Source organism: Nocardia sp. NBC_01730, assembly GCF_035920445.1.
In the GTDB taxonomy this organism is placed as follows: Bacteria; Actinomycetota; Actinomycetes; order Mycobacteriales; family Mycobacteriaceae; genus Nocardia.
The window spans coordinates 5425998-5446401 of record NZ_CP109162.1; the positions used below are offsets into that span (position 1 = coordinate 5425998).

Annotated in this window: 21 protein-coding genes and 1 pseudogene; 10 read left to right on the forward strand and 12 right to left on the reverse strand. The window is 66.9% G+C overall.

The window, feature by feature from the left end:
- The first annotated feature begins 55 nt into the window (after positions 1-55).
- Positions 56-589 (forward strand): carboxymuconolactone decarboxylase family protein, encoded by a 534-nt coding sequence (locus OHB12_RS22445; RefSeq protein WP_327121342.1) that lies wholly within the window; start codon positions 56-58, stop codon positions 587-589.
- An 8-nt stretch (positions 590-597) separates the two neighbouring features.
- Here OHB12_RS22445 and OHB12_RS22450 read toward each other — a convergent pair whose 3' ends face one another.
- On the reverse strand, positions 598-1371 hold the full coding sequence (locus OHB12_RS22450; protein WP_327110551.1) for a TetR/AcrR family transcriptional regulator C-terminal domain-containing protein: 774 nt from the start codon (positions 1369-1371) through the stop codon (positions 598-600).
- Between the two features lie 130 nt (positions 1372-1501).
- Here OHB12_RS22450 and OHB12_RS22455 point away from each other — a divergent pair, with 130 nt between their 5' ends.
- Entirely contained in the window at positions 1502-1888 is a 387-nt protein-coding gene (locus OHB12_RS22455; RefSeq protein ID WP_327110552.1) for a VOC family protein, read from the forward strand.
- A gap of 420 nt (positions 1889-2308) precedes the next feature.
- Here the strand turns inward: OHB12_RS22455 and OHB12_RS22460 are convergent, their stop codons facing one another.
- Positions 2309-3160: an SDR family oxidoreductase gene (locus OHB12_RS22460; RefSeq protein WP_327110553.1), complete on the reverse strand. Its 852-nt coding sequence runs from the start codon at positions 3158-3160 to the stop codon at positions 2309-2311.
- 99 nt (positions 3161-3259) lie between these two features.
- On the opposite strand from OHB12_RS22460, the gene OHB12_RS22465 reads away from it, so the two are divergent.
- The gene (locus tag OHB12_RS22465) at positions 3260-3658 is read left to right on the forward strand and encodes a winged helix-turn-helix transcriptional regulator (protein ID WP_327110554.1); all 399 of its coding nucleotides are present in this window, start codon (positions 3260-3262) and stop codon (positions 3656-3658) included.
- A 53-nt stretch (positions 3659-3711) separates the two neighbouring features.
- Complete coding sequence (locus OHB12_RS22470) at positions 3712-4128, forward strand: PPOX class F420-dependent oxidoreductase (RefSeq protein WP_327121344.1); 417 nt, start codon at positions 3712-3714, stop codon at positions 4126-4128.
- 54 nt (positions 4129-4182) lie between these two features.
- Here the strand turns inward: OHB12_RS22470 and OHB12_RS22475 are convergent, their stop codons facing one another.
- The 3 genes from OHB12_RS22475 to lpdA form a co-directional block, all read right to left on the reverse strand.
- Positions 4183-4884, reverse strand: coding sequence for a polysaccharide deacetylase family protein (locus tag OHB12_RS22475; protein WP_327110555.1), 702 nt, complete (start codon positions 4882-4884; stop codon positions 4183-4185).
- 120 nt (positions 4885-5004) lie between these two features.
- Positions 5005-5403 carry a hypothetical protein gene (locus tag OHB12_RS22480; protein WP_327110556.1) on the reverse strand — a complete coding sequence of 133 codons (399 nt, stop codon included), beginning with the start codon at positions 5401-5403 and terminating at the stop codon, positions 5005-5007.
- 40 nt (positions 5404-5443) lie between these two features.
- The gene (gene lpdA, locus OHB12_RS22485; protein ID WP_327110557.1) at positions 5444-6844 is read right to left on the reverse strand and encodes a dihydrolipoyl dehydrogenase; all 1401 of its coding nucleotides are present in this window, start codon (positions 6842-6844) and stop codon (positions 5444-5446) included.
- A gap of 226 nt (positions 6845-7070) precedes the next feature.
- Between lpdA and OHB12_RS22490 the strand changes: the two genes are divergently transcribed.
- On the forward strand, positions 7071-7262 hold the full coding sequence (locus OHB12_RS22490) for a hypothetical protein (RefSeq protein ID WP_327110558.1): 192 nt from the start codon (positions 7071-7073) through the stop codon (positions 7260-7262).
- A gap of 6 nt (positions 7263-7268) precedes the next feature.
- Here the strand turns inward: OHB12_RS22490 and OHB12_RS22495 are convergent, their stop codons facing one another.
- On the reverse strand, positions 7269-8240 hold the full coding sequence (locus OHB12_RS22495) for a dipeptidase (RefSeq protein WP_327110559.1): 972 nt from the start codon (positions 8238-8240) through the stop codon (positions 7269-7271).
- A gap of 218 nt (positions 8241-8458) precedes the next feature.
- Between OHB12_RS22495 and OHB12_RS22500 the strand changes: the two genes are divergently transcribed.
- Together OHB12_RS22500 and OHB12_RS22505 are read left to right on the forward strand one after the other, a co-directional pair.
- Complete coding sequence (locus OHB12_RS22500) at positions 8459-9001, forward strand: AMIN-like domain-containing (lipo)protein (RefSeq protein ID WP_327110560.1); 543 nt, start codon at positions 8459-8461, stop codon at positions 8999-9001.
- A gap of 33 nt (positions 9002-9034) precedes the next feature.
- Positions 9035-11092 carry a prolyl oligopeptidase family serine peptidase gene (locus OHB12_RS22505; protein ID WP_327110561.1) on the forward strand — a complete coding sequence of 686 codons (2058 nt, stop codon included), beginning with the start codon at positions 9035-9037 and terminating at the stop codon, positions 11090-11092.
- Positions 11093-11163: 71 nt separating this feature from the next.
- Here the strand turns inward: OHB12_RS22505 and OHB12_RS22510 are convergent, their stop codons facing one another.
- The 3 genes from OHB12_RS22510 to OHB12_RS22520 form a co-directional block, all read right to left on the reverse strand.
- On the reverse strand, positions 11164-12021 hold the full coding sequence (locus OHB12_RS22510) for an alpha/beta hydrolase family protein (RefSeq protein WP_327110562.1): 858 nt from the start codon (positions 12019-12021) through the stop codon (positions 11164-11166).
- Positions 12022-12069: 48 nt separating this feature from the next.
- On the reverse strand, positions 12070-12675 hold the full coding sequence (locus tag OHB12_RS22515; protein ID WP_327110563.1) for a TetR/AcrR family transcriptional regulator: 606 nt from the start codon (positions 12673-12675) through the stop codon (positions 12070-12072).
- A gap of 334 nt (positions 12676-13009) precedes the next feature.
- Positions 13010-13807 (reverse strand): HAD-IIA family hydrolase, encoded by a 798-nt coding sequence (locus OHB12_RS22520; RefSeq protein WP_327110564.1) that lies wholly within the window; start codon positions 13805-13807, stop codon positions 13010-13012.
- 162 nt (positions 13808-13969) lie between these two features.
- Between OHB12_RS22520 and OHB12_RS22525 the strand changes: the two are divergent.
- Positions 13970-14131: pseudogene (locus OHB12_RS22525) on the forward strand (ZIP family metal transporter); the annotation flags it as partial.
- A gap of 200 nt (positions 14132-14331) precedes the next feature.
- Here OHB12_RS22525 and OHB12_RS22530 read toward each other — a convergent pair.
- Positions 14332-14784 (reverse strand): MarR family winged helix-turn-helix transcriptional regulator, encoded by a 453-nt coding sequence (locus OHB12_RS22530; protein ID WP_327110565.1) that lies wholly within the window; start codon positions 14782-14784, stop codon positions 14332-14334.
- 123 nt (positions 14785-14907) lie between these two features.
- Between OHB12_RS22530 and OHB12_RS22535 the strand changes: the two genes are divergently transcribed.
- Positions 14908-15903 carry an SMP-30/gluconolactonase/LRE family protein gene (locus tag OHB12_RS22535; protein ID WP_327110566.1) on the forward strand — a complete coding sequence of 332 codons (996 nt, stop codon included), beginning with the start codon at positions 14908-14910 and terminating at the stop codon, positions 15901-15903.
- 88 nt (positions 15904-15991) lie between these two features.
- Here OHB12_RS22535 and groL read toward each other — a convergent pair whose 3' ends face one another.
- Positions 15992-17617 carry a chaperonin GroEL gene (gene groL / locus OHB12_RS22540; RefSeq protein WP_327110567.1) on the reverse strand — a complete coding sequence of 542 codons (1626 nt, stop codon included), beginning with the start codon at positions 17615-17617 and terminating at the stop codon, positions 15992-15994.
- Between the two features lie 226 nt (positions 17618-17843).
- Positions 17844-18137, reverse strand: coding sequence for a hypothetical protein (locus tag OHB12_RS22545; protein WP_327110568.1), 294 nt, complete (start codon positions 18135-18137; stop codon positions 17844-17846).
- A 206-nt stretch (positions 18138-18343) separates the two neighbouring features.
- Here OHB12_RS22545 and OHB12_RS22550 point away from each other — a divergent pair, with 206 nt between their 5' ends.
- A complete protein-coding gene (locus tag OHB12_RS22550; protein ID WP_327110569.1) occupies positions 18344-20401 on the forward strand; it encodes an NAD(+) synthase in 2058 nt (685 codons plus the stop codon).
- The last annotated feature ends 3 nt before the right edge of the window (positions 20402-20404 follow it).

The window sequence follows — 20404 nt, forward strand, 5'->3', positions numbered from 1 at the left end:
ACCGGCGCCGGCCGCACACACCACGCGGAGGTGGCGACCAAGCATGGTTTCAGCGCTGCGACCACGCATCTCGCCCGGACGACTCCGGGAACTCGGCCCGATCAACTGGGTTGCCTGGCAGATACTTTCCCGCGCCGCGGGTACCGACGACGCGCACTTGTTCAGCACGCTCGGTCGCACGCGGGGCCTGTTCCGCGGCTGGCTGCATTACTCGGGCAAGCTCATGCCGGGCGGGCGGCTGCCACGCCACGAGTCGGAGCTGGTCATCATTCGCGTCGCGCACCTGCGCCGGTGCGACTACGAGATGGACCATCACATCCGGCTCGGCAGGCGAGCCGGGATAACCGCAGAGGTCCTCGATCGGCTGCGCGGGGGACCGGGCGCGGAGGGTTGGTCGGACAAGCACCGAGCGCTGCTCACCGCAGTGGACCAACTGGTGGAAACGCGCGACCTCGACGACGACACGTGGGCCGCGCTGGCGGAACACTACGACGAACGCCGCCTGATCGAAATCATTTTGCTGGTCAACCAATACGAGGGTCTCGCAGCCACTATCACCGCACTGCGCATCCAGCGCGACGGCGTCTAGGTTCGGCATCAGGAGGCGCGCGTCCCCTCGATGTGGCGGGCCAGCCCATCCAGGACCCGGGCCAGCCCGAACTCATAGGCGTGGTCAGTACTGTAGGCGGCGTCGTGGACTCGGCCCGCGGCCGCGCCGACACGTGCGGCCAGCGGATAGCGCCGCACGTCGAAGACCTGCTCCAGCAGCGGGGCGGCGCGTTCCCACCACTGCCGGTCGGACATCGCACTGTCCGCGGCAGCGCGCTCGGTGTCGATGGCGATCCGGGCGACGGACGTAACGAAACCGAGTACGAACGTCAGGGCGGCGTCCATCGTGACATCATCGAGGCCGAGACCGTCGAACGCCCGCAGCTCGTGGTCATATTTCGCGGCTAGGCCGGGGCCGAGCGGCGGACGGGTAGTCGGCAGGTAGGCGACCCACGGATGGCGGGCCAACATGGCGCGGTTCTCCGCGGCGACCAAGGCGACCCGTTCACGCCAGGACAGGCCGGTCAGATCGGCGCGCTCCATCTCCGCGTACACCGTGTCCAGCATGAGGTCGACCAATTCGGCCTTGCCCGGCACATAGGTGTAGGTGGCCATCGGGGTCAGGCCCAGCTCGGTGGCGACCGCGCGCATGGTGAGTGCACCGATGCCCGCCGAGTCTGCGATCTCGATCGCCGCCGCGACCACCGCCTCGACGCTGCTGCGCTGCTTCGGTCCGCGGCCGGGGCTCGCCGGAACCCGCCACAGCAACTCCAGGGTGCGCACGGGGTCGCCCGCGCTGCTGCGCTCCTTCGGCTGTCCCACGCTGCCTCCAATTCGGTCGAACCCCGATCGTATCGACGTGATCCAGCTCATGGCACGAAGACTGGGGAGATTTCTCTACAAAGTATACTATACTTAGTACATAGTTAATGTCGGCAACCGAGGAGGACCTATGAACATCACCGCTTCCGCCATCTCGCTCAACGTCCCCGACCCGCAGGCCTCGGCGAAGTTCCTCGTCGACCACCTCGGATTCGAGGAGAAGATGTCGGCCGACGGTTTCGTTTCCCTGGACCGGCCCGACGCCGGGCTGAACGTGATCTACCTGCGCACCGGGCTGGCGACATTCAAGCCGAAGAGCGCGGCGGGCAGCGCGGGTGAAGGACTGCTCGTGGTGTTCATCGTGGACGACATCGATGCCGAATACGCCAGGCTGCGCGGCGAGGGGGTGTCGATCGTGACGCCCGTCGAGACCGAGGAGTGGGGCGAACGATACTTCCAGATGAGCGATCCGAACGGGATCATCATCCAGCTGGTGCAGTGGGTGCGGGAGGTGTAAGCGGTGTTTTTGGCCGCGCGGGCGCGGCGTGTTCGCGGCCCCCTCTTGGCTCGCGTCCGAGTGGCCGCCGCTGGCGACTTCGTCGCGAACGCGGCGGCCACTCGGACGCGAGCCGGGCCGCGAACGAGCAATGCCCGGTCTCGCTCCGCTCGGAAATCGGGGTTGTGCCGATGTGGCGACGTAGGGAGTTGACCGCAGCGGCACCGAGCATTCGCCACTCTCCCTTGCGGCCGTGACGTCATTGCGACTTCATCGCGAACGCGGCGGCCACTCGGACGCGAGCCGGGCCGCGAACGAGCAATGCCCGGTCTCGCTCCGCTCGGAAATCGGGGTTGTGCCGACGTGGTGACGTAGGGAGTTGACCGCAGCGGCACCTGGTTCCTTGCGACCGTGACGTCGTCCCGGAGGTGGCCGCTCGCCTCAACTGAGCGCCGCGCGGAATACCTCTACCGCCGGGGTGGCGGGGCGGCCGAGCAGCTTCTGCAGGTCGCCGGACTGCACATCGAGAATGCCTCGGGAGATGCCGGTGTCGGCGTCGGCGAGCCCGTTGGCATAGGCGGCGGGCAGCCCCGCCCGCACGAGTCCTGCGGCATAATCCGCCTCCGGCAGGTTCTCGTAGCGCACCGGCTTGCCCGCTGCCTGCGAGATCACCTGTGCCAGTTCGGCATAGGTGAGCCGTTCGTCGCCACCGAGTTCATAAACCTGTCCCGCGTGACCGTACGTGGTGAGCACCCTGGCGGCCGCCTCGGCGTAGTCGGCGCGCGCCGCGCCCGCCACCCGACCCTCGCCCGCGGCGCCGTGCAGCACGCCCGACTCCACCGCGTGCGCGAGGCCGCCGAGGTAATTCTCCCAGTACCAGCCGTTGCGCAGAATGGCGTGCGGCACAGTCGATTCGGCGAGCGCCGCCTCGGTCCCCTTGTGCTCCTGCGCGAGAATCAGCGGATTGTCGGTCGCGTTCGGAATGCTGGTGTAGGCGAACAGCTCGACGCCTGCACGTTCGGCGGCGCGAATGACGTTGGTGTGCTGGGCTACCCGCGCGCCGAATTCGTTGCCGGAGACCAGCAGCACCCGGTCGACGCCGTCGAGCGCCTTGTCCAGCGTCGCCACGTCGCCATAGTCGGCCTGCCGGACATCGACGCCGCGCTCGGCCAGGTCGGCGACCTTCCGCGGATCGCGCACAATCGCGACGACCGACGTCGATCCCTCGCGCAACAGCGCCTCCACCACGAGTCGGCCCAGCTGTCCACTGGCCCCGGTTACCGCGACGGTCATGACTACCTCCCAAGGTATGTACGGTTCTGCTAGCACTAACTATTAGTAAGTACTAAGCATTTCTACACTACTTTGGTCGAGCTGGGTACTATCTGAATCATGAGCACCCAGCGAACCGCGTCGGCGGACGCCGACGATCCCACGCTGGAAGCCGACGTTTTCGCCAGGAACTGCACATCACGACCGGTTTTGCAGAATGTGGCCAGCCGCTGGGGCACGCTGGCGCTTGTCGCGCTCCGCGAGGGGCCGTATCGATTCAGCGCCCTGCGTAGACGAGTCGACGGCGTGAGCGAGCGCATGCTGTCACAGACCCTGCAGGCACTCGAGCGCGATGGCATGGTGCACCGCGAGGTACACGAGACCATCCCTCCTCGCGTCGAGTACACCCTTACCAAGCTGGGGACCGAGGTCGCCGCGCACCTCGAAGCGCTCATCCGCTTGGTCGAAACGAACATGCCGCGCGTCTATGCGGCGCAGGCGGCCTATCACCGCGACTGAGCGGACCGCTGCTCGTGCGGGAAGAGACCGGCAGCACCGGCGGTTACACGGGCATGGAACTCGCCGCCGCAGTCGATTTCGCCCGCGACCACCGCAGGTCCGTGCTCACCACGATCCGCCGCAACGGACGCCCGCAACTGTCCAACGTGCTGCATATCGTCGGCGACGACGGCCGCATTCGCATCTCCATCACCGCCAACCGGGCGAAGTACCACAACCTGGTCCGCGACCCGTGGGCCGCGATTCACGTCACGCGTGACGACTTCTTCGCCTACGCGGTCCTCGAAGGCACCGCGGAAGTCACGCCCGTCGCCGCCTCCCCCGATGACACCACGGTCGACGCGCTCGTCGACTACTACCGCACCGCCTCCGGCGAACACCCGAACTGGTCCGAATACCGCACCGCGATGGTCGATGACCGCCGCGCCCTGGTCCTTTTCACCCCTACCCACGCCTACGGCATGCTCTGAGCCGCCGGGGAGCCCGACGTCGCAGCAAACCGCCGGGTGAGCCCGGCGCGCAGCTCAGCGGGACATCAAGTCGGAGACCGTGACGAAACGGTATCCCGCGGAGCGTAATTCGGCGATGATACGCGGGATGGCAGCCAGCGCGGCGGTGCTTCCGTGCATGACGTGCAGCAAGATGATCGAGCCGGGCCGCACTTTGTCGAGCGTCCCGGCGACAACGCCGTCCGCGGTGGCGTCCTTGCCGGAATCGGGTTCGACGTCCCACATCACCGTGACGCGGTCGTGCTCGCCGAGGTAGTGCGGCAGCATCACGAGCTTCTTGCCGTAGGGCGGGCGGAAGGTGATCGGGCCGACGTAACCGGTTTTCATGATCTCGGCGTCGGTGCGCTCCACTTCGTCACGGACGGTGCCGGGGGTGACGAAGACCATCCGCCGATGCGAATAGGTGTGGTTGCCGATCTCATGGCCAGCCGCGGCGATAGCCTGCCCGTACTCGGGATGCGCCGCGAGATCGCGGCCGTTCAGGTAGAACGTGGCAGAAACCTGGGCATCGGCGAGGACTTTCAACACCTCGGGGGCCCGGTCCGTCGGCCCGTCGTCCAAGGTCAGCGCGACAACCTTCTCGTCGGTGTGCACCCGGCTCACCACGTGACCGCCCAGCTGGAACGTGCGGGCGTTCATCAGGTAGTAGGTGCCCACCCCGAGCAGCATCACGACGACGAGCACCGGCACACTTCCGAACAGCAATCTGCGAAGCATGCTCGCTGTATAGCAGACCACCGGCGCCGACGCCGACTTCCGAAGTCCCTATCGGCGCGGAAACCCTTGCCAGAGAAGCCAAGATGCTCGCCGCTCGAGAGACCGCACGGACGGTCTCGCTCAGCGTCCGCCGAGGACTGCCTTCGCGGGAACGAACAACTCGTGGCCCGAATCGAATCGGATGTGCACGCCTTCCAGCCGCCAGTCCACCTCCCGCAGGACTGGACGCTCGACGTTGGTGATGGCGATCTCGACGAAATGTCCGTAGATCAGATCGGGGAACCGGCCGGTGTACACCTCGTAGGTCTGGGGACGGCCGAGCAGCCAGCTGCGTTTCCGCACTATGCCCACGTAATGGGTCGCCGTGTCCTCGGGATACTCGACGTGCTCCGGCTGCGTCATGCGCTGCACCGCTTCGAACCGGTGGAGGCTGGTGTCGGCGAGGACGATCGCCAGCGTGGCACAAACGCCGAGCACGGCGCCGAGCAGCAACCGCGCGAACGGCCCGGCCCGGGGCATGACCGCCCGGGCCGGGTTGTTCGAGGACGAGACACGCGGATCAGAAGTTGATCATGTGCCCAGCCAGGCCGTGGAAGGCTTCCTGCAGGGCCTCGCTGAGGGTCGGGTGGGTGTGCACGTTGCGGGTCAGCTCGTTGACCGTCAGGTCCCACTTCTGCGCCAGCGTGAGCTCGGGCAGCAGCTCCGAGACATCCGGTCCGATGAGGTGCCCGCCGAGCAGCTCGCCGTACTCGGCGTCCGCGACGAGTTTGACGAAACCGGTCGGGTCGCCGAGGCCGTGCGCCTTGCCGTTGGCGGTGAACGGGAAAGTCGCGACCTTCACGTCGTAGCCCTCGTCACGTGCCTGCTGCTCGGTCAAACCGAAGCTGGCGACCTGTGGCTGGCAGAAGGTGGCGCGCGGCATCATCCGGTAGTCACCGAGGGTGACGGTCTCCGCGCCGGCGATGGTCTCGGCAGCGACCACACCCTGCGCCTCCGCGACGTGCGCGAGCTGGAGCTTCGCGGTGACGTCACCGATGGCGTAGATGTGCGGCACGTTGGTGCGCATGTAGTCGTCGATGACGATGGCGCCACGCTCGAGTTGCACACCGGTGGTTTCGAGGCCGTAGCCCTCGACCCGCGGCGCGAAGCCGACGGCCTGCAGCACCTTGTCGACGGTGACGGTCTCGATCGAGCCGGTCTTGTTGTCCTTGATCGAGACGGTCACCTTGGCGCCGTCGTCGTCGATGGACTGCACGGCGGCACCGGTGGTGATGGTGATGCCGAGCTTCTTGTACTGCTTGGTGATCTCCTTGGAGACGTCCACGTCCTCGTTCGGCAGGGCGCGGTCGAGGAACTCGACGATGCGCACGTCCACGCCGTAGTTCTTCAGGACGTAGCCGAACTCCATGCCGATCGCGCCTGCGCCGACGATGAGAATCGAGCCGGGCAGGTCGCGGGTGAGGATCTGCTCCTCGTAGGTGACCACGTTCGCGCTCAGCTGGGTGCCGGGCAGCAGCTTGGTGACGGTGCCCGCCGCGATGATCACGTTGTCGAACGTGAGCGTCTCGGTGCCGCCCTTGCTGAGCTCGACCGATAGCGAATTGGGGCCGGTGAAGGTGCCCTTGCCGTCGAACTCGTCGATCTTGTTCTTCTTCATCAGGAAGTGGACGCCCTTGACCCGGCCGTCCGCGACCTTACGGCTGCGGTCGAATGCGACGCCGAAGTCGAAGTTCACCTCGCCGGAGATGCCGAAGGTCTTCGCTTCCTTGGTGAAGATGTGTGCCAGTTCCGCATTCCGGAGCAGCGCCTTGGACGGGATGCAGCCGACATTGAGGCACACCCCACCCCAATACTTCTGCTCGACGATCGCAGTACGCAGGCCTAACTGTGCCGCACGGATGGCGGCGACGTAACCGCCTGGGCCGGCACCGAGAACGACAACGTCGTAATGGGAAGTCACGACTCCGAGCCTAACTCCGCCGGGTGAAGTTCACCCACTGGTCCCCCGCAACAATGAGGCCTGCGCCACACCTGACCGAAACCTTCCCACCGGAGAGACCAAAAGGGTAGACCTGGGCGGTTTCCGTGGTGTATGCGCAGTCCGGTCGCCGCACCCCGTCCGGCGCCTCCGGAACGCCGCTGGATTCGCTGGACGGACCGCCTCCCCGAGGTGGCCTCGGCACAACGTGGGTGTCGCTGTCGAAACCGAACTCCCGCAGGCCAGGGATATCGGGCTTGACCACCTGGCTGCCCAACGCGCGGACGGCACCCTGCGCACCAACGAGACCGTCTACGACGGACTCGAGCAGGCTCCCGCCGCGTTCCTCGGTGTGCTGCCGGGCGCCGACACCGGCAAGATGCCGGTTCGGCTGGGATAACCCCGGTCAAGCTCGCCAGACCTGCCCGGCGATCCGTGCGAAGTTGCCGCCGAACACCGCCGCCCGGTCCGCCTCGCTGAACCCGCGTCCGGCCAGCGCCGCGTCCAGACCGGGCACCTCGCCGGCGCCGAGCAGGTCCTCCGGCGGAACCCATTGCAGCGGACCCCATGCGGTGTACATCGCCGAGAAGGCGTCCGGATTCTGCCTCAGCTCGGCATTGAAGTCCTCGCCATCGAACGAATAGTCCGACCCGACCCCGATGTGCTCGATCCCGACCAGCCCGGCACCGTACTCGACCTGTGCCGCCATCGCCTCCACCCGCTCGGCCCGCTCGTCGACCGCGTTGTGTCCCAGGAAGATCCCTACCCCGTTGATCCCGATCACGCCGCCGGTCGCGGCACACGCGCGGGCCTGCTCGTCGGTGATGTTGCGCGGATGATCCCACAGCGCGGCGAAATTCGAGTGGCTGTAGATCATCGGCGCCGCGCTCAGCTCGGACAGTTCCAGGCCGGTGCGCCGCGAGCAGTGCGACCCGTCGGCGAACATCCCGACCTCGTTGAGCTTGCGCACCAGATCGCGCCCATAGGCGGTGAGCCCGGTGTCGTCGGCGTCCAGGCAGCCGCAACCAGCGGCGTTGGCATAGTTGTAGGTGGGAAGCAGCGAGCGAACGCCGAGCTCGTAGAACCGCTCGACATTGTCCAGAACTCCGCCGAGCGGTCCGGAGTCCTCCAGGTCGAACGCCAGCGCGATGGTCTCGCCGCCGATGTCGTCGACACCGCGTACCAGCCGAAACCGTCCGTCCGCCTGCGCATCCCGGCGAAACCGGTGCAGCAGAGCCAGCGAGTCGGCGGTCGACTGGCGGGAGTATCCGACGTTCACCGACAGATATGACCCGGCCGGATACCGCGCGAGGTCGGAGATCCGTGCCGTTGGCGACAGCGGCAGACAGCAGTGCTGCTCCCAGAGAAACGGTGGCAACCTCGAACCTCCTGGTCGGATCGGCCTCGAAGCAGCGATCCTACTGGCCGCGGGCACCATGCGGCAGCACCCAGCAAATATCGAATCGCCACGCTGACGACGGCGGGCGATCGGCCAACGTCACCAACGCATTTCGGCATTTCGCGACTCGTAACGGGGGGTCCGCGACAACCGATTCACCAATACGTCATTCCCTTCGTCCCGAAGGCGGTGCGACCATGCGTCGCTTGGTTCTCCTGTTCATCTCCCTCGTGACATTCGTCGGCCTCTGGATCGCTCCCGTACCGGCGGCCGCTGCCCCGGACTGCGGATCGGCGTGGGGTTCGCTCGACAAGGCGAGTCCCGACCAATCGCTCGCGCCGATCACCGGTGTGCGGTCCGGTCGGCACGAATGCTTCGATCGACTGGTGTTCGACATTGCCGGATCGGCGACCGGGTATCACGTCGGCTATGTCGATCAGGTCGTCATCGACGGCTCCGGTGCGGTCGTCCCGCTGCGCGGCGGGGCGTGGCTCAACATCGTCGTCTACGCCCCCGCCCACGACGATGCGGGCAACGCCACCTACCGGCCCGAGAACCGGGCCGAGCTGGCCGACGTCGGTGAATACCAGACCTTCCGCCAGGTGGCCTGGGCCGGATCGTTCGAGGGGCAGACCACGGTCGGACTCGGCGTGCGCGCTCGGTTGCCGTTTCAGGTGCACAGGCTGGACGGAACGGGCAGCGGATCACACGTCGTGGTCGACGTAGCGCACTCCTGGTGACGCCGGGTTGTGCCGCTCGGCAACAATGTGGGCATGAGCGGTGTTGAGCAGAATGTGACTGACCCCTATCTCTGGCTCGAAGAAGTGACCGACGAGCGCGCCCTGGACTGGGCCCGCGCGCACAACGCCGTCGTGGTCGAGCGTTTCGCCGAGTCGGAACGGTTCCGCGGGCTCGAGCGCCGCATCCTCGACATGCTCGACACGGACACCAAGATCGCCTATCCAGGGCGGCGCGGACGCTGGCTCTACAACTTCTGGCGCGACGCCGAGCACCCGCGCGGCCTCTGGCGGCGCACCACGTTCGCCGAGTACGGGAAGGCCGACCCGGACTGGGACGTGCTGATCGATCTGGACGCGCTGGCCACCGCCGAGAACGAGAACTGGGTGTGGGGCGGGCCCGCGGTGCTGCGTCCGGAACAGTCCCGCGCTCTGATCAGCCTGTCCCGTGGCGGTGCGGACGCCAAGGTGGTGCGCGAGTTCGATATCGAGCGCATGGCGTTCGTCGATCCCGCCGACGGGGGGTACTTCCTGCCGGAGGCGAAGTCGGAGATTCACTGGATCGACATCGATTCGGTGTACGTCGGCACCGATTTCGGTCCCGGCTCGCTGACCGATTCGGGGTATCCGCGCATCGCGAAACGGTGGCGGCGCGGCACCGAATTAGCCGACGCGAAAACGGTTTTCGAGGGCGAAGCCGGTGATGTCGCGGTGTCGGCCGGGTATGACCGGACACCGGGCTACGAACGGCACTTCGTCGGCCGCGCCACCGACTTCTTCAACGAAGAGGTCTACCTGCTCGAGGACGACGGCACGCTGCGCCATCTCGACATCCCCACCGACGCGAGCGAATCCTGGTACAAGGACTGGCTGCTGATCCGGCTGAAGTCGCCGTGGGAGGTGGGGGGCGCCGGCTATCCCGCCGGTGCGCTGCTGGCCATCGACTTCGAGAAGTTCCTCGCCGGCGCACGGGAATTCGAGGTGATCTTCACTCCCGACACGCACACCTCGCTGCACGGCTACGGCTGGACCGAGAACCACCTGCTGCTGATCACGCTCGAAGACGTGCAGACCAAGCTCTACGTGCTGACCCCGGGCGCCGACGGCTGGCGGCGGGAGCCGCTGGCCGACACCCCGCCGATGGCGACCACCAGCGTGCTGAACCTCGACCCGCTGGAGGGCGGCGACGAATTCATGCTGACCACCAGCGGGTTCACCACGCCCGCCACGCTACTGGCCAGCGCTGTCGGCGGGCACACCGAGCAGCTCAAGCAGGAGCCGGGCTTCTTCGACGCCGACGGTGTCGAGACCGAGCAGTTCTTTGCCGAGTCCGACGACGGAACCATGGTGCCGTACTTCGTGCTCCGTCATCGCGACCACGAGGGCGCGCCCGGCCCGACGGTGATGTCCGGCTACGGCGGCTTCGAGGTGTCGCGCACCCCCGGTTACAGCGGCGCGTCCGGCATGGGCTGGCTGGAGCGCGGCGGCACCTGGGTGATGACCAATATCCGCGGCGGCGGCGAGTACGGGCCGCAGTGGCACACCTCGGTGCAGAAGGCCAGCCGGCACAAGGTGTACGAGGACTTCTCCTCGATCGCGAAAGACCTCGTCACACGCGGCATCACCACCCCGGAACAGCTCGGCGCGGTGGGCGGCAGCAACGGCGGATTGCTGATGGGCGTAATGCTCACCCGCTACCCCGAGTTGTTCGGCGCGATCGTCTGCCAGGTGCCGTTGCTCGATATGAAGCGCTACCATCTGCTGCTCGCGGGCGCCTCGTGGATGGCCGAGTACGGCGACCCGGAGAAGCCGGAGGAGTGGGAGTACATCGGCAAGTACTCGCCGTACCAGAATGCGCGCGCCGACCTCGCCTACCCTCCGATTCTGCTCACCACCTCGACCAGGGACGACCGCGTGCACCCCGGTCACGCCCGCAAGATGGCCGCGCTGCTGGAGGAGCAGGGCCATGAGTTCTGGTACCACGAGAACATCGAGGGCGGCCACGGCGGCGCCGCGGACAACAAACAGTCCGCCTTCCAAGCCGCGCTGATCTACGAGTTCTTCACCCAGATGCTGATCGAACGACGCGGGTAACCGTCCGGCCGGAAACCCCGCGGTGATCTCCCGATGCAGGTGCTGCCGTTGTTCATTCGACACGGCGTCAGCTAACGATCGCGCAACCACTTCTCGATCTGGTCTACGGTGCTGCCGCACTGCCGGATCCAACCGTTGTGGCCCAGCTCTTCCGGCTGCCGCCACCGCGTCACCTCGGCGTTCGGCAGCTTCTCCAACAGATGATCGGCGGAGCTGGGTGGTGTGAGATCGTCGCCGGTCATCGTGATGGACAGGACGGGCAGCTTCAGCCGCGCGATCCGCTCCTCGTAGTCGATGTCCGCGCCCACCGGAACGAACCGGCCGGTGCGGGCCAGCCTCGCCCAGTCCGAGATCAGCACCTTGGACTGGCGGCCGAAACCCATCGAGATCCGGTCGCCGGGCCAGAAGCCCGCCAGGTTCGCGGTCAGCGAGACCGCCGCCGTCCCGAACAGCATGCCAGGCCCCGAAAGTCCCGGGTAGCCACGGTAATACGGAGTTCCCGATGCGATCAGGATCAGCCCGCCGAGCCTGCTACGGATGCGCGCGGCGTACATGACGGCGAGCTGTCCGCCCATACTGTGGCCGAGCAGATATGGCGTGCTGTCCGGGAATTGGTCGCGGACCACCTCGAAGATCGCGGGGAAATCGACCGAGACCAGCTCGTGGTAGCCGAAGGTGCTGGCGGAGCTCGGCTTCGGCTTGCTGTCACCGTTGCCGCGCAGCTCGCCGATGGCCACATCGAACCCACGCTCGGCCAGACCCGACCCGAATGGTTCGTAGTACCCCGCCGGAACACCGAGCCCAGGCACGATCACCAGGACCGGGCGCGGCGCGTCCGGCCTGACCGGATGGCGGTGCACGCCCTCGGCCGGGATCAGCCGAACCGGCACTGTGCTGCCGTCCGGCATCTGGATCGGAACTGTCTGCATGTGCGCACGCTACCGCGCCCACTGTGCCCGGTCGCGCACACTCGCGCGCTACGCGCCGACCGCTCCGATGATCACCCTGCTCAACACCCGGATCACGTCATCGAGCGGTGGACGCGGGTCCGCACCGCTCCACGAGTCCACCACGTAGTTGACCGCCCCGATGATCGCGAGCACCCGCATCTCGTAGTCGCCGGTCGGGATCTCGCCGTGCAGAGCCGCGTCCTCGGCTGCGCTCGCCAGCAGCGAGCCCCACACCCGGCGCAGCTCGAGGCGGTACTTCTCCACCTTCGGGCCTGCACCGACGACCTCGACCAGCGCGACGCGCGCCTTGCGCGGATCGGATCCGATGGATTCGACATACGAGCGAACGGAGGCGTCGATGATGTCGAGCGCGCTCGCGTCGGACTTCGCGTCCAACGCCTTCGTCACGGCGTCGCGCGACTCCCGGTCGATCTGCTCGTAGAGCTCTAGGAGTAAGGACTCGCGGCCGGTGAACTCCTCGTAGAACTGCCGAGAGGAGAGCGCGGCGTCCTTGCAGATGGCACCGACCGAACTATTGGCGTAGCCGTCGCGCGCGAAGACCGTCAGGCCTGACTCCAGAAAACGCGCACGCCTCTGACGTTGCCGGTCCTCTACGGGTTGCCCGGCATACATTCGACCCGTATTCGCATCCTGTGACATTGGGCCAGACAATACAGAAGCGCCCGATCCTATCGTCATGGATCGGGCTCTTCGTTACAACGTTCGGCCGAATTCGAGTTAGCCGAAAGTTGGCCAATCGGTTACCCACTCGCCGAATCAGTCGCATGGTTCTGCCCATGCAGTAGCGCGCGAACAACCGCGCTCGACGGAAATAGACCTTCGACTGCTCCAATCCGACCGTGTGACTGGCTGTTTGCCAAAACTGGCGATATTCAGACCCTATACGACTGCGACTGATTTTAGAGGGAGAATATAGAATTTTTTGGCACACAGTCCTGTTCGTCGGTTACGGTCGGTTCGCCAGGTCGGCAAGCAGGGCGGGCAGCGCGGCAACCGAGTCGATGACGTGGTCGGGTGTGCGGGCCGAAGCGTCGAGTACCTCGGCCCGGAACTTTCCGGTGCGCACCAGTACGCCGGTCAACCCGACCGACTGTGCCGCAAGCACATCCGAATACAGGTCGTCACCGATCATCAACACCTCGGACGGGTCGAGCCGCATCAGTTCCGCACAGGTGCGGAAGCCGGGGGCAGCTGGCTTGCCGACCACTTCGATGCGCGCGTTGCCCGCCGCCTCCAGGCCGGGCAAGTAGACGCCCGCGTCGATGCACAGCCCCTCGGTTGTCACCCAGGTGAGCCCGCTGTGCATGGCCACGACGGGAATGCCGTCCAGCATCAGCTCAGCCACTCGGCTCAGCGCACGGTGCGTGAATTCCGCTCCCGCGCCGCCGATTACCACTACGTCCGGGTGGTCGTCGTCGAGCGTCAGACCGGCGAGGTCGGCCCCGATGTCGCCGTGGTTCAGCACCCAGACGGCCGCGCCGGGGTAGCGGCGGCGCACGAACTCGGCGGTGAGCCGCGCCGCGGTGACGATCTCGGCGGGGTCTACCCCGATTCCGACGGCGGACAGGCGTTCCGCGATCTCGGCGCAGGTCCGCGACGTGGTGTTGGTGAGAAACGCCCGGCGCAAACCGCTTTCGTGGACCCGACCGACCGCGGCGGCGGCGCCGTCGATCTCCTGCCAGGAGGTCACCAGCACGCCATCGATGTCGTAGAGCACGCCTCGGACCAGACCGCGGTCAGACATGGTTTCAGCGTACGACCGACTGCGCTCGAGCACCCCGCGACGACGCCCGCATGTTCCGCGGTACCCGGATGCCGCGGGTCCGGTCACGGCGGTTGCACTCGTCGGCAGACAGCGCCCTACCGGCCCACACCGAGACCTGTCGCGGCGCTTCGGCCAACTGCTCTTTCCCTGACGCACATCAGCATCGTGCAGGCATTCGCGGGCGGCGCGACGATCGCCGTACTCGCCGACTCGCTGATGCCCGAGGCCTACTGCTAAGGCGGCTGGTGGGTCGGGATGGCCACGGCGGCAGGCGTTCTCGTTGCCTTCGTGCTCGGAGGCTGAGCGGTCAGCGTGTGCCGGTGACAACCGCGTCCAGGAGACCGGAAAACGCTGATCCAGGTCGTCTTGACGCAGCTCGACCAGATGGTTGCGGCCCGAGACGAAATGCGTCGTCGCCCCGCGGCGCGCAGCACCTTCCAGTTGCCCCGGGCCTTCACTCGGCCCGGCACGGGCTGCGGGCAGACTTCGTCCGGCTGCGCCCGCTATGCGAGTGGGTCGGGGCGGATGGAGTCGAGTTTGTCAGCGCAGCGGGTGAGTAGGTCTTGCAGGGTTGCCTGTTCGGCTGTGGTGAACTCCGTGGCCAGGGCACGTTCGACGCGGATGGCGCGGGCGTCCGCGTCTCGCATGGCGGCCGCCCCCTTCTCGGTCAGAGCGGTCTCCAGGATGTTCTTGTGCCATGCGTGCGGGGTGCGTTCGATGAGGCCGCGGTCCTGCAGATTGCCCAGGACTGTGTTCATGGTGGGTGGGGTCACCCCGCAGAGCCGTGCGAGGGCGGCAGCCGAGATGCCGGGGTTCTCGCTGAGGAACAGCAGGGCGGCGTACTGCGAGACAGTGACGCCCGCCGGTTTCAACGCGGCGTTCTTGGCCGTGTTCAGGGATTGCTCGGCGCGCTTGAGGTACGAGCCGATGCGTTCGGCGGCGGGCATGGACGTCATATCCGCATGGTATCTGCACGTCCTATCATTAGATTCTTGACGATAATTAGAGTTCTAATCTATCTTCGAACACACATTTCAATGTGACCACATTCGACTGCATGATCTCGAAGAGGTAGACCGATGTCTCTCGCACTGCCACACCACCTCATGTCGACCCTGGCCGCAGCGCTCGCCTGCACAGCGCTCGCCGCCTGCGGCTCGACCGACGCACCCGCCACCCACGTCCACACCGCCTACGAACTTCCCGGCGACCGCGCCTACCCGGAAGGCATCGCAGTGGATTCACGCACGGGAGACACCTATGTGGGCTCCTACACCACCGGCGCCGTCTATCGAGCCACGCGGGATGCTCGCCAGGCCGAGGTCTTCCTGCCGGAAGGCGCTAACGGCCACAGAACCGCCAACGGCTTGAAGGTCGACCGACAGGGCAGACTGTGGGTGACCGACTCGACCGCCGGAGTCGCGGTGTACGACATCGCGACCCGTGCGCTGCTCGCCGACTTCTCCGTGCCCGGCACGGACCCGCGCTTCGTGAACGACCTCGCCATCACACCGGACGGCACGGCGTACCTGACCGACAGCGCACGGGCGGTCGTCTATCGCGTCACTCCCGACCAGCTGACCGCCGCCACACCGGGCGGACACGGCGAGCTGACACCACAATTCGACCTGCGCACCGTCCTCGAGCCGAGCGAGCCGGGCGGCTTCACACTGAACGGCATCGTCGCCGACCCGGCCGGCCGGTACCTGCTGACGGTCGATATGGCAGGCGGCGATCTGTACCGCATCGCCCTGACCCCGGCGGCGAATCCGATCACCGAAGTGACCGCGCACGGCGGAGATTTCGCCGAGGGCGACGGACTGGAACTACGGGACGACACGCTGTGGGTCGCCCAGAACACGATCGACACCATCGCCCGATGGACCATCTCCGACGATGGCGCCACCGCCACTCAGGATCGCCGACTCACCGACGAATCCCTCGACGTCCCCACCACATTGGCCAGGAACGGCGACCGAACGCTCATCGTCTCCTCCCAGTTCGACAAGGGCGGTCCGATGGGTCCTGGCATCCCGACGACTCCCTTCGCGGTCGTCACCATCGACGGAATCTGACCGAACCGGCATCTCCGAAATGCCGGAAGCCGGCCCACCCGAAGGTGGACCGGCTTCCGGTTCGAAAGGTGTTGCCGGGTGGCGGGACTCAGAAGTCCATGCCGCCCATGCCGCCGGTCGGGTCGGCCGCGGGGGCGGCGGCCTTCTCCGGCTTGTCGGCGACAACGGCCTCGGTGGTCAGGAACAGGGCCGCGATGGAGGCCGCGTTCTGCAGGGCCGAGCGGGTGACCTTGACCGGGTCGGCAACGCCGGCGGCCAGCAGGTCCTCGTACTCACCCGAGTCGGCGTTCAGGCCGTGGCCCGCCGGGAGGTTCGAGACCTTCTCGGCGACGACGCCGGGCTCCAGGCCCGCGTTGAAGGCGATCTGCTTCAGCGGAGCCGACAGCGCGACACGCACGATGTTGGCGCCGGTGGCCTCGTCACCGGTGAGCTTCAGCTCGTCCAGCGCCGGAGCCGACTGCAGCAGAGCCACGCCACCACCGGCGACGATGCCCTCCTCGACGGCAGCCTTCGCGTTGCGGACGGCGTCCTCGATACGGTGCTTGCGCTCCTTGAGCTCCACCTCGGTGGCCGCGCCCGCCTTGATCACCGCGACACCGCCGGCCAGCTTGGCCAGACGCTCCTGCAGCTTCTCCCGGTCGTAGTCCGAGTCCGAGTTCTCGATCTCGGAACGGATCTGCGCGACCCGGCCCTTGATGGCCTCCGCGTCGCCCGCGCCTTCGACGATGGTGGTCTCGTCCTTGGTGACGACGACCTTGCGCGCCTGGCCGAGCAGCTCGACGCCAGCGGTCTCCAGCGAGAGGCCGACCTCTTCGCTGATGACCTCACCACCGGTCAGGATGGCGATGTCGGCGAGCTGGGCCTTGCGGCGGTCACCGAAGCCGGGCGCCTTGACGGCGACAGACTTGAAGGTGCCACGGATCTTGTTGACCACCAGGGTGGACAGGGCCTCGCCCTCGACATCCTCGGCGATGATCAGCAGCGGCTTGCCCGCCTGGATGACCTTCTCCAGCAGCGGCAGCAGGTCCTTGACGGTCGAGACCTTCGAGCCGACCAGCAGGATGTACGGGTCCTCGAGGACCGCTTCCTGACGCTCCGGGTCGGTGACGAAGTAGCCCGAGATGTAGCCCTTGTCGAAGCGCATACCCTCGGTCAGCTCCAGCTGGAGGCCGAAGGTGTTGCTCTCCTCGACGGTGATGACGCCTTCCTTGCCGACCTTGTCCATGGCCTCGGCGATCAGCTCACCGATGGACGAGTCGCCCGCCGAGATGCCCGCGGTAGCAGCGATCTGCTCCTTGGTGTCGATCTCCTTGGCGGTGTCGAGCAGCTTGGCGGTGACGGCCTCGACGGCCTTCTCGATGCCGCGCTTCAGGCCGAGAGGGTTGGCGCCGGCCGCGACGTTGCGCAGGCCCTCGCGCACCAGCGCCTGGGCGAGCACGGTAGCGGTGGTGGTGCCGTCGCCCGCGACGTCATCCGTCTTCTTGGCGACTTCCTTGACCAGCTCGGCGCCGATCTTCTCGTACGGGTCCTCCAGCTCGATCTCCTTGGCGATGGACACACCATCGTTGGTGATCGTGGGGGCGCCCCACTTCTTCTCCAGGACAACGTTGCGACCCTTCGGCCCCAGCGTCACCTTGACCGCGTCGGCGAGGGCGTTCAGACCCCGCTCGAGGCCGCGACGGGCCTCTTCGTCGTACGCAATTGTCTTGGCCATTGCGTTGAGATCCTCCACATGTATATGGGGCTGACACACAGAGCGACCGCAGGTTGGATCGCCCCATTTACGCTGGCCAGGTTCGGTGCCCGCGACGGACGACCGAGGGTGTCGATGGAACCCGGTCTCACCGTCCCGACCTGGCACTCACAGGTCGAGAGTGCCAAAGCCCTTTTTAGCACTCAGGGGTGGCGAGTGCAAGGTCACCCGCCGCCGCGGCAGCGGTCTAAGGACGGTCGTCGACACGGAGTACCAAGGCGACGAACGCGTCGGTGCGCCGTTCCTCCGGGGTGCGGGGCTCGCCGCCCTCCACGGTGACGAGTTCGGCGTCGTGCAGCAGCAGCTCCGCCTCCACCCGCATGATGGCGCGAATAAATGGCGGCGCCACGTCCGGAGGAAGGTCCCCGTTCACGATGTAACTGCCGTCCGGCTGGGACTCGGTGGACACATAAGACAGCGCATGCAGGAGATCAGCGCGCCGCTCCCCCGCTATCAGGTCGGAATCGGTGTCATCCGCCATTGCTATAGCTTAACCACCAGTGGTCCCCCTGCCCGGTTCGAACCATCCGACCCTCTCGCACCCGAGCCGGGCACTTCGACAAAGACACAGGTCATAGTGCCGTCGAGGCGAGAGAGGCGCACACGGTACCGCACCGGCGTATGCGACCCGGCGTAGATTCCGGATGGACCACGATCAGATTCGCGTCGATCCCGAAGGGGGATGTGGTGGCCGAGGTGCCCTTCGATTCGCTGTACCGACACGGGTTCACGCGGGTGGCGGTGGCCGTGCCCCGGGTCCGGGTGGCGGATCCGAGCTACAACGCCGAGCAGACGCTGGAGCTGGCGGTGCGGGCGGCGGCGGCCGGCGTGGTGCTGACGGTGTTTCCTGAACTGGGCTTGTCCTCGTATACCGCCGATGACCTATTCCATCAGGACGCGCTGAACGCGGCCGTCGAGGCGGCGCTCGCGCGGGTCGTCGCGGCGAGTGCGGAGATCGACACGGTGCTCGTGGTCGGAGCGCCGGTGCGGGCGCAGGGCCGGTTGTTCAACTGCGCGATCGCGATCTGCCGCGGCGTCGTGCTCGGGGTGGCCCCGAAGAGCTACCTGCCGAACTATCGGGAGTTCTACGAGAAGCGGCAGTTCGCGGCGGCGCGGGAGACGTTGGAGGACCACATCACGATCGCCGGACAGCGGGCGCCGTTCGGGTCCGATCTGCTGTTCCGCGCGAGCAATCTGGACGGGTTCGTGTTCCACCTGGAGATCTGCGAGGACGGTTGGGTTCCGCTGCCGCCCAGTGGGTTCGCCGCGCTGGCGGGCGCGACGGTGCTGGTCAACCTGTCCGCGAGCAATATCGTGATCGGAAAGGCGGACTACCGGCGGGCGCTGTGCACGTCGCATTCGGCGCGCTATCTCGCGGCGTACCTGTACTCGGCGGCCGGACACGGCGAGTCGACCACAGACCTCGCCTGGGACGGACAGGCGCTGGTCTGCGAGAACGGCGACCTGCTCGCCGAGGGCGAGCGGTTCTCCGATCACCCGCAACTGGTCACCGCCGACCTCGATCTCCAACGCCTCACAGCGGATCGGCTGCGCACCACCAGCTTCGCCGACAACGTGCACGACCATCGGGAACAGCTGGTCGCGCTGCGACGCGTCGAGGTGGAGTTGCCGGTCCCAGACGGACCGGTCGCGCTGGAACGCGACATCGAGCGCTTCCCCTACGTCCCCGCCGATCCGGCCTTGCGCAACGAGCGCTGCGCCGAGGTGCACCACATCCAGGTGGAGGGCTTGAGCACGCGTTTGCGCGCCACCGGATTACAGCGCGTGGTGATCGGGGTGTCGGGCGGGTTGGATTCCACCCAGGCGCTGATCGTGGCAGCCAAGACGATGGACCGGCTCGGCCTGCCGCGGGCGAACGTGCTCGCCTACACCATGCCTGGATTCGCGACAAGCACCAGGACCAAAACCGATGCGCACCGGCTCATGGACGCGCTCGGCGTGACGGCGCGGGAGATCGATATTCGCCCTTCGGCCACCGTGATGCTCCGCGACCTGGGCCACCCGGCGGCCGACGGCGCCGCGCAGTACGACATCACCTACGAGAACGTGCAGGCCGGCGAGCGGACTTCGCACCTGTTCCGGCTGGCCAACCAGCACGGTGCGCTGGTGGTCGGCACCGGCGACCTGAGCGAACTGGCGCTGGGCTGGTGCACGTTCGGCGTCGGTGACCACATGGCGCACTACAGCGTGAACGCCTCGGTGCCGAAGACACTGATCAAATACCTGATCGCCTGGACGGTGGACACCGCGCAGTTAGGACCGGAAGCAGGCGAGGTGCTCTCATCGATTCTGCGGACGGAGATCTCGCCCGAGCTGATTCCGCACACCGATTCCTCGGCACCGAGCCAGAGTTCGGAGGCCACCGTCGGCCCGTACGAGTTGCAGGACTTCCACCTGTACTACCTGCTGCGCTTCGGCTACCTGCCGAGCCGCATCGCCTACCTGGCCAGGCACGCCTGGTCCGACCCGCACCGCGGACGCTGGCCCGACCTGGTGCCCGCCGACCAGCGCAACGCCTACGACCTGGCCGCGATCAAGCAATGGCTGGCCGAGTTCCTGCGCCGCTTCGTGCAGACCAGCCAGTTCAAGCGCTCGACGCTGCCGAACGCGCCGAAGGTCGGCTCCGGCGGATCACTCTCGCCGCGTGGCGACTGGCGCGCTCCGAGCGACGCGTCGGCGGCGGCCTGGCTGGACGAGCTGGCCCGCAATGTTCCGGAGTCCTGACCC

What these genes read in the sequence shown, in the direction of transcription:
- OHB12_RS22470 (WP_327121344.1), top strand. Translation starts at nt 3,712, where the DNA reads ATGGAACTCGCCGCCGCAGTCGATTTCGCCCGCGACCACCGCAGGTCC.
- OHB12_RS22500 (WP_327110560.1), top strand. Translation starts at nt 8,459, where the DNA reads ATGCGTCGCTTGGTTCTCCTGTTCATCTCCCTCGTGACATTCGTCGGC.
- OHB12_RS22460 (WP_327110553.1), bottom strand. Translation starts at nt 3,160, where the DNA reads ATGACCGTCGCGGTAACCGGGGCCAGTGGACAGCTGGGCCGACTCGTG.
- OHB12_RS22535 (WP_327110566.1), top strand. Translation starts at nt 14,908, where the DNA reads ATGTCTCTCGCACTGCCACACCACCTCATGTCGACCCTGGCCGCAGCG.
- OHB12_RS22545 (WP_327110568.1), bottom strand. Translation starts at nt 18,137, where the DNA reads ATGGCGGATGACACCGATTCCGACCTGATAGCGGGGGAGCGGCGCGCT.
- OHB12_RS22510 (WP_327110562.1), bottom strand. Translation starts at nt 12,021, where the DNA reads ATGCAGACAGTTCCGATCCAGATGCCGGACGGCAGCACAGTGCCGGTT.
- OHB12_RS22480 (WP_327110556.1), bottom strand. Translation starts at nt 5,403, where the DNA reads ATGCCCCGGGCCGGGCCGTTCGCGCGGTTGCTGCTCGGCGCCGTGCTC.
- OHB12_RS22465 (WP_327110554.1), top strand. Translation starts at nt 3,260, where the DNA reads ATGAGCACCCAGCGAACCGCGTCGGCGGACGCCGACGATCCCACGCTG.
- OHB12_RS22530 (WP_327110565.1), bottom strand. Translation starts at nt 14,784, where the DNA reads ATGACGTCCATGCCCGCCGCCGAACGCATCGGCTCGTACCTCAAGCGC.
- OHB12_RS22475 (WP_327110555.1), bottom strand. Translation starts at nt 4,884, where the DNA reads ATGCTTCGCAGATTGCTGTTCGGAAGTGTGCCGGTGCTCGTCGTCGTG.
- OHB12_RS22455 (WP_327110552.1), top strand. Translation starts at nt 1,502, where the DNA reads ATGAACATCACCGCTTCCGCCATCTCGCTCAACGTCCCCGACCCGCAG.
- OHB12_RS22520 (WP_327110564.1), bottom strand. Translation starts at nt 13,807, where the DNA reads ATGTCTGACCGCGGTCTGGTCCGAGGCGTGCTCTACGACATCGATGGC.
- OHB12_RS22515 (WP_327110563.1), bottom strand. Translation starts at nt 12,675, where the DNA reads ATGTATGCCGGGCAACCCGTAGAGGACCGGCAACGTCAGAGGCGTGCG.
- groL (WP_327110567.1), bottom strand. Translation starts at nt 17,617, where the DNA reads ATGGCCAAGACAATTGCGTACGACGAAGAGGCCCGTCGCGGCCTCGAG.
- OHB12_RS22505 (WP_327110561.1), top strand. Translation starts at nt 9,035, where the DNA reads ATGAGCGGTGTTGAGCAGAATGTGACTGACCCCTATCTCTGGCTCGAA.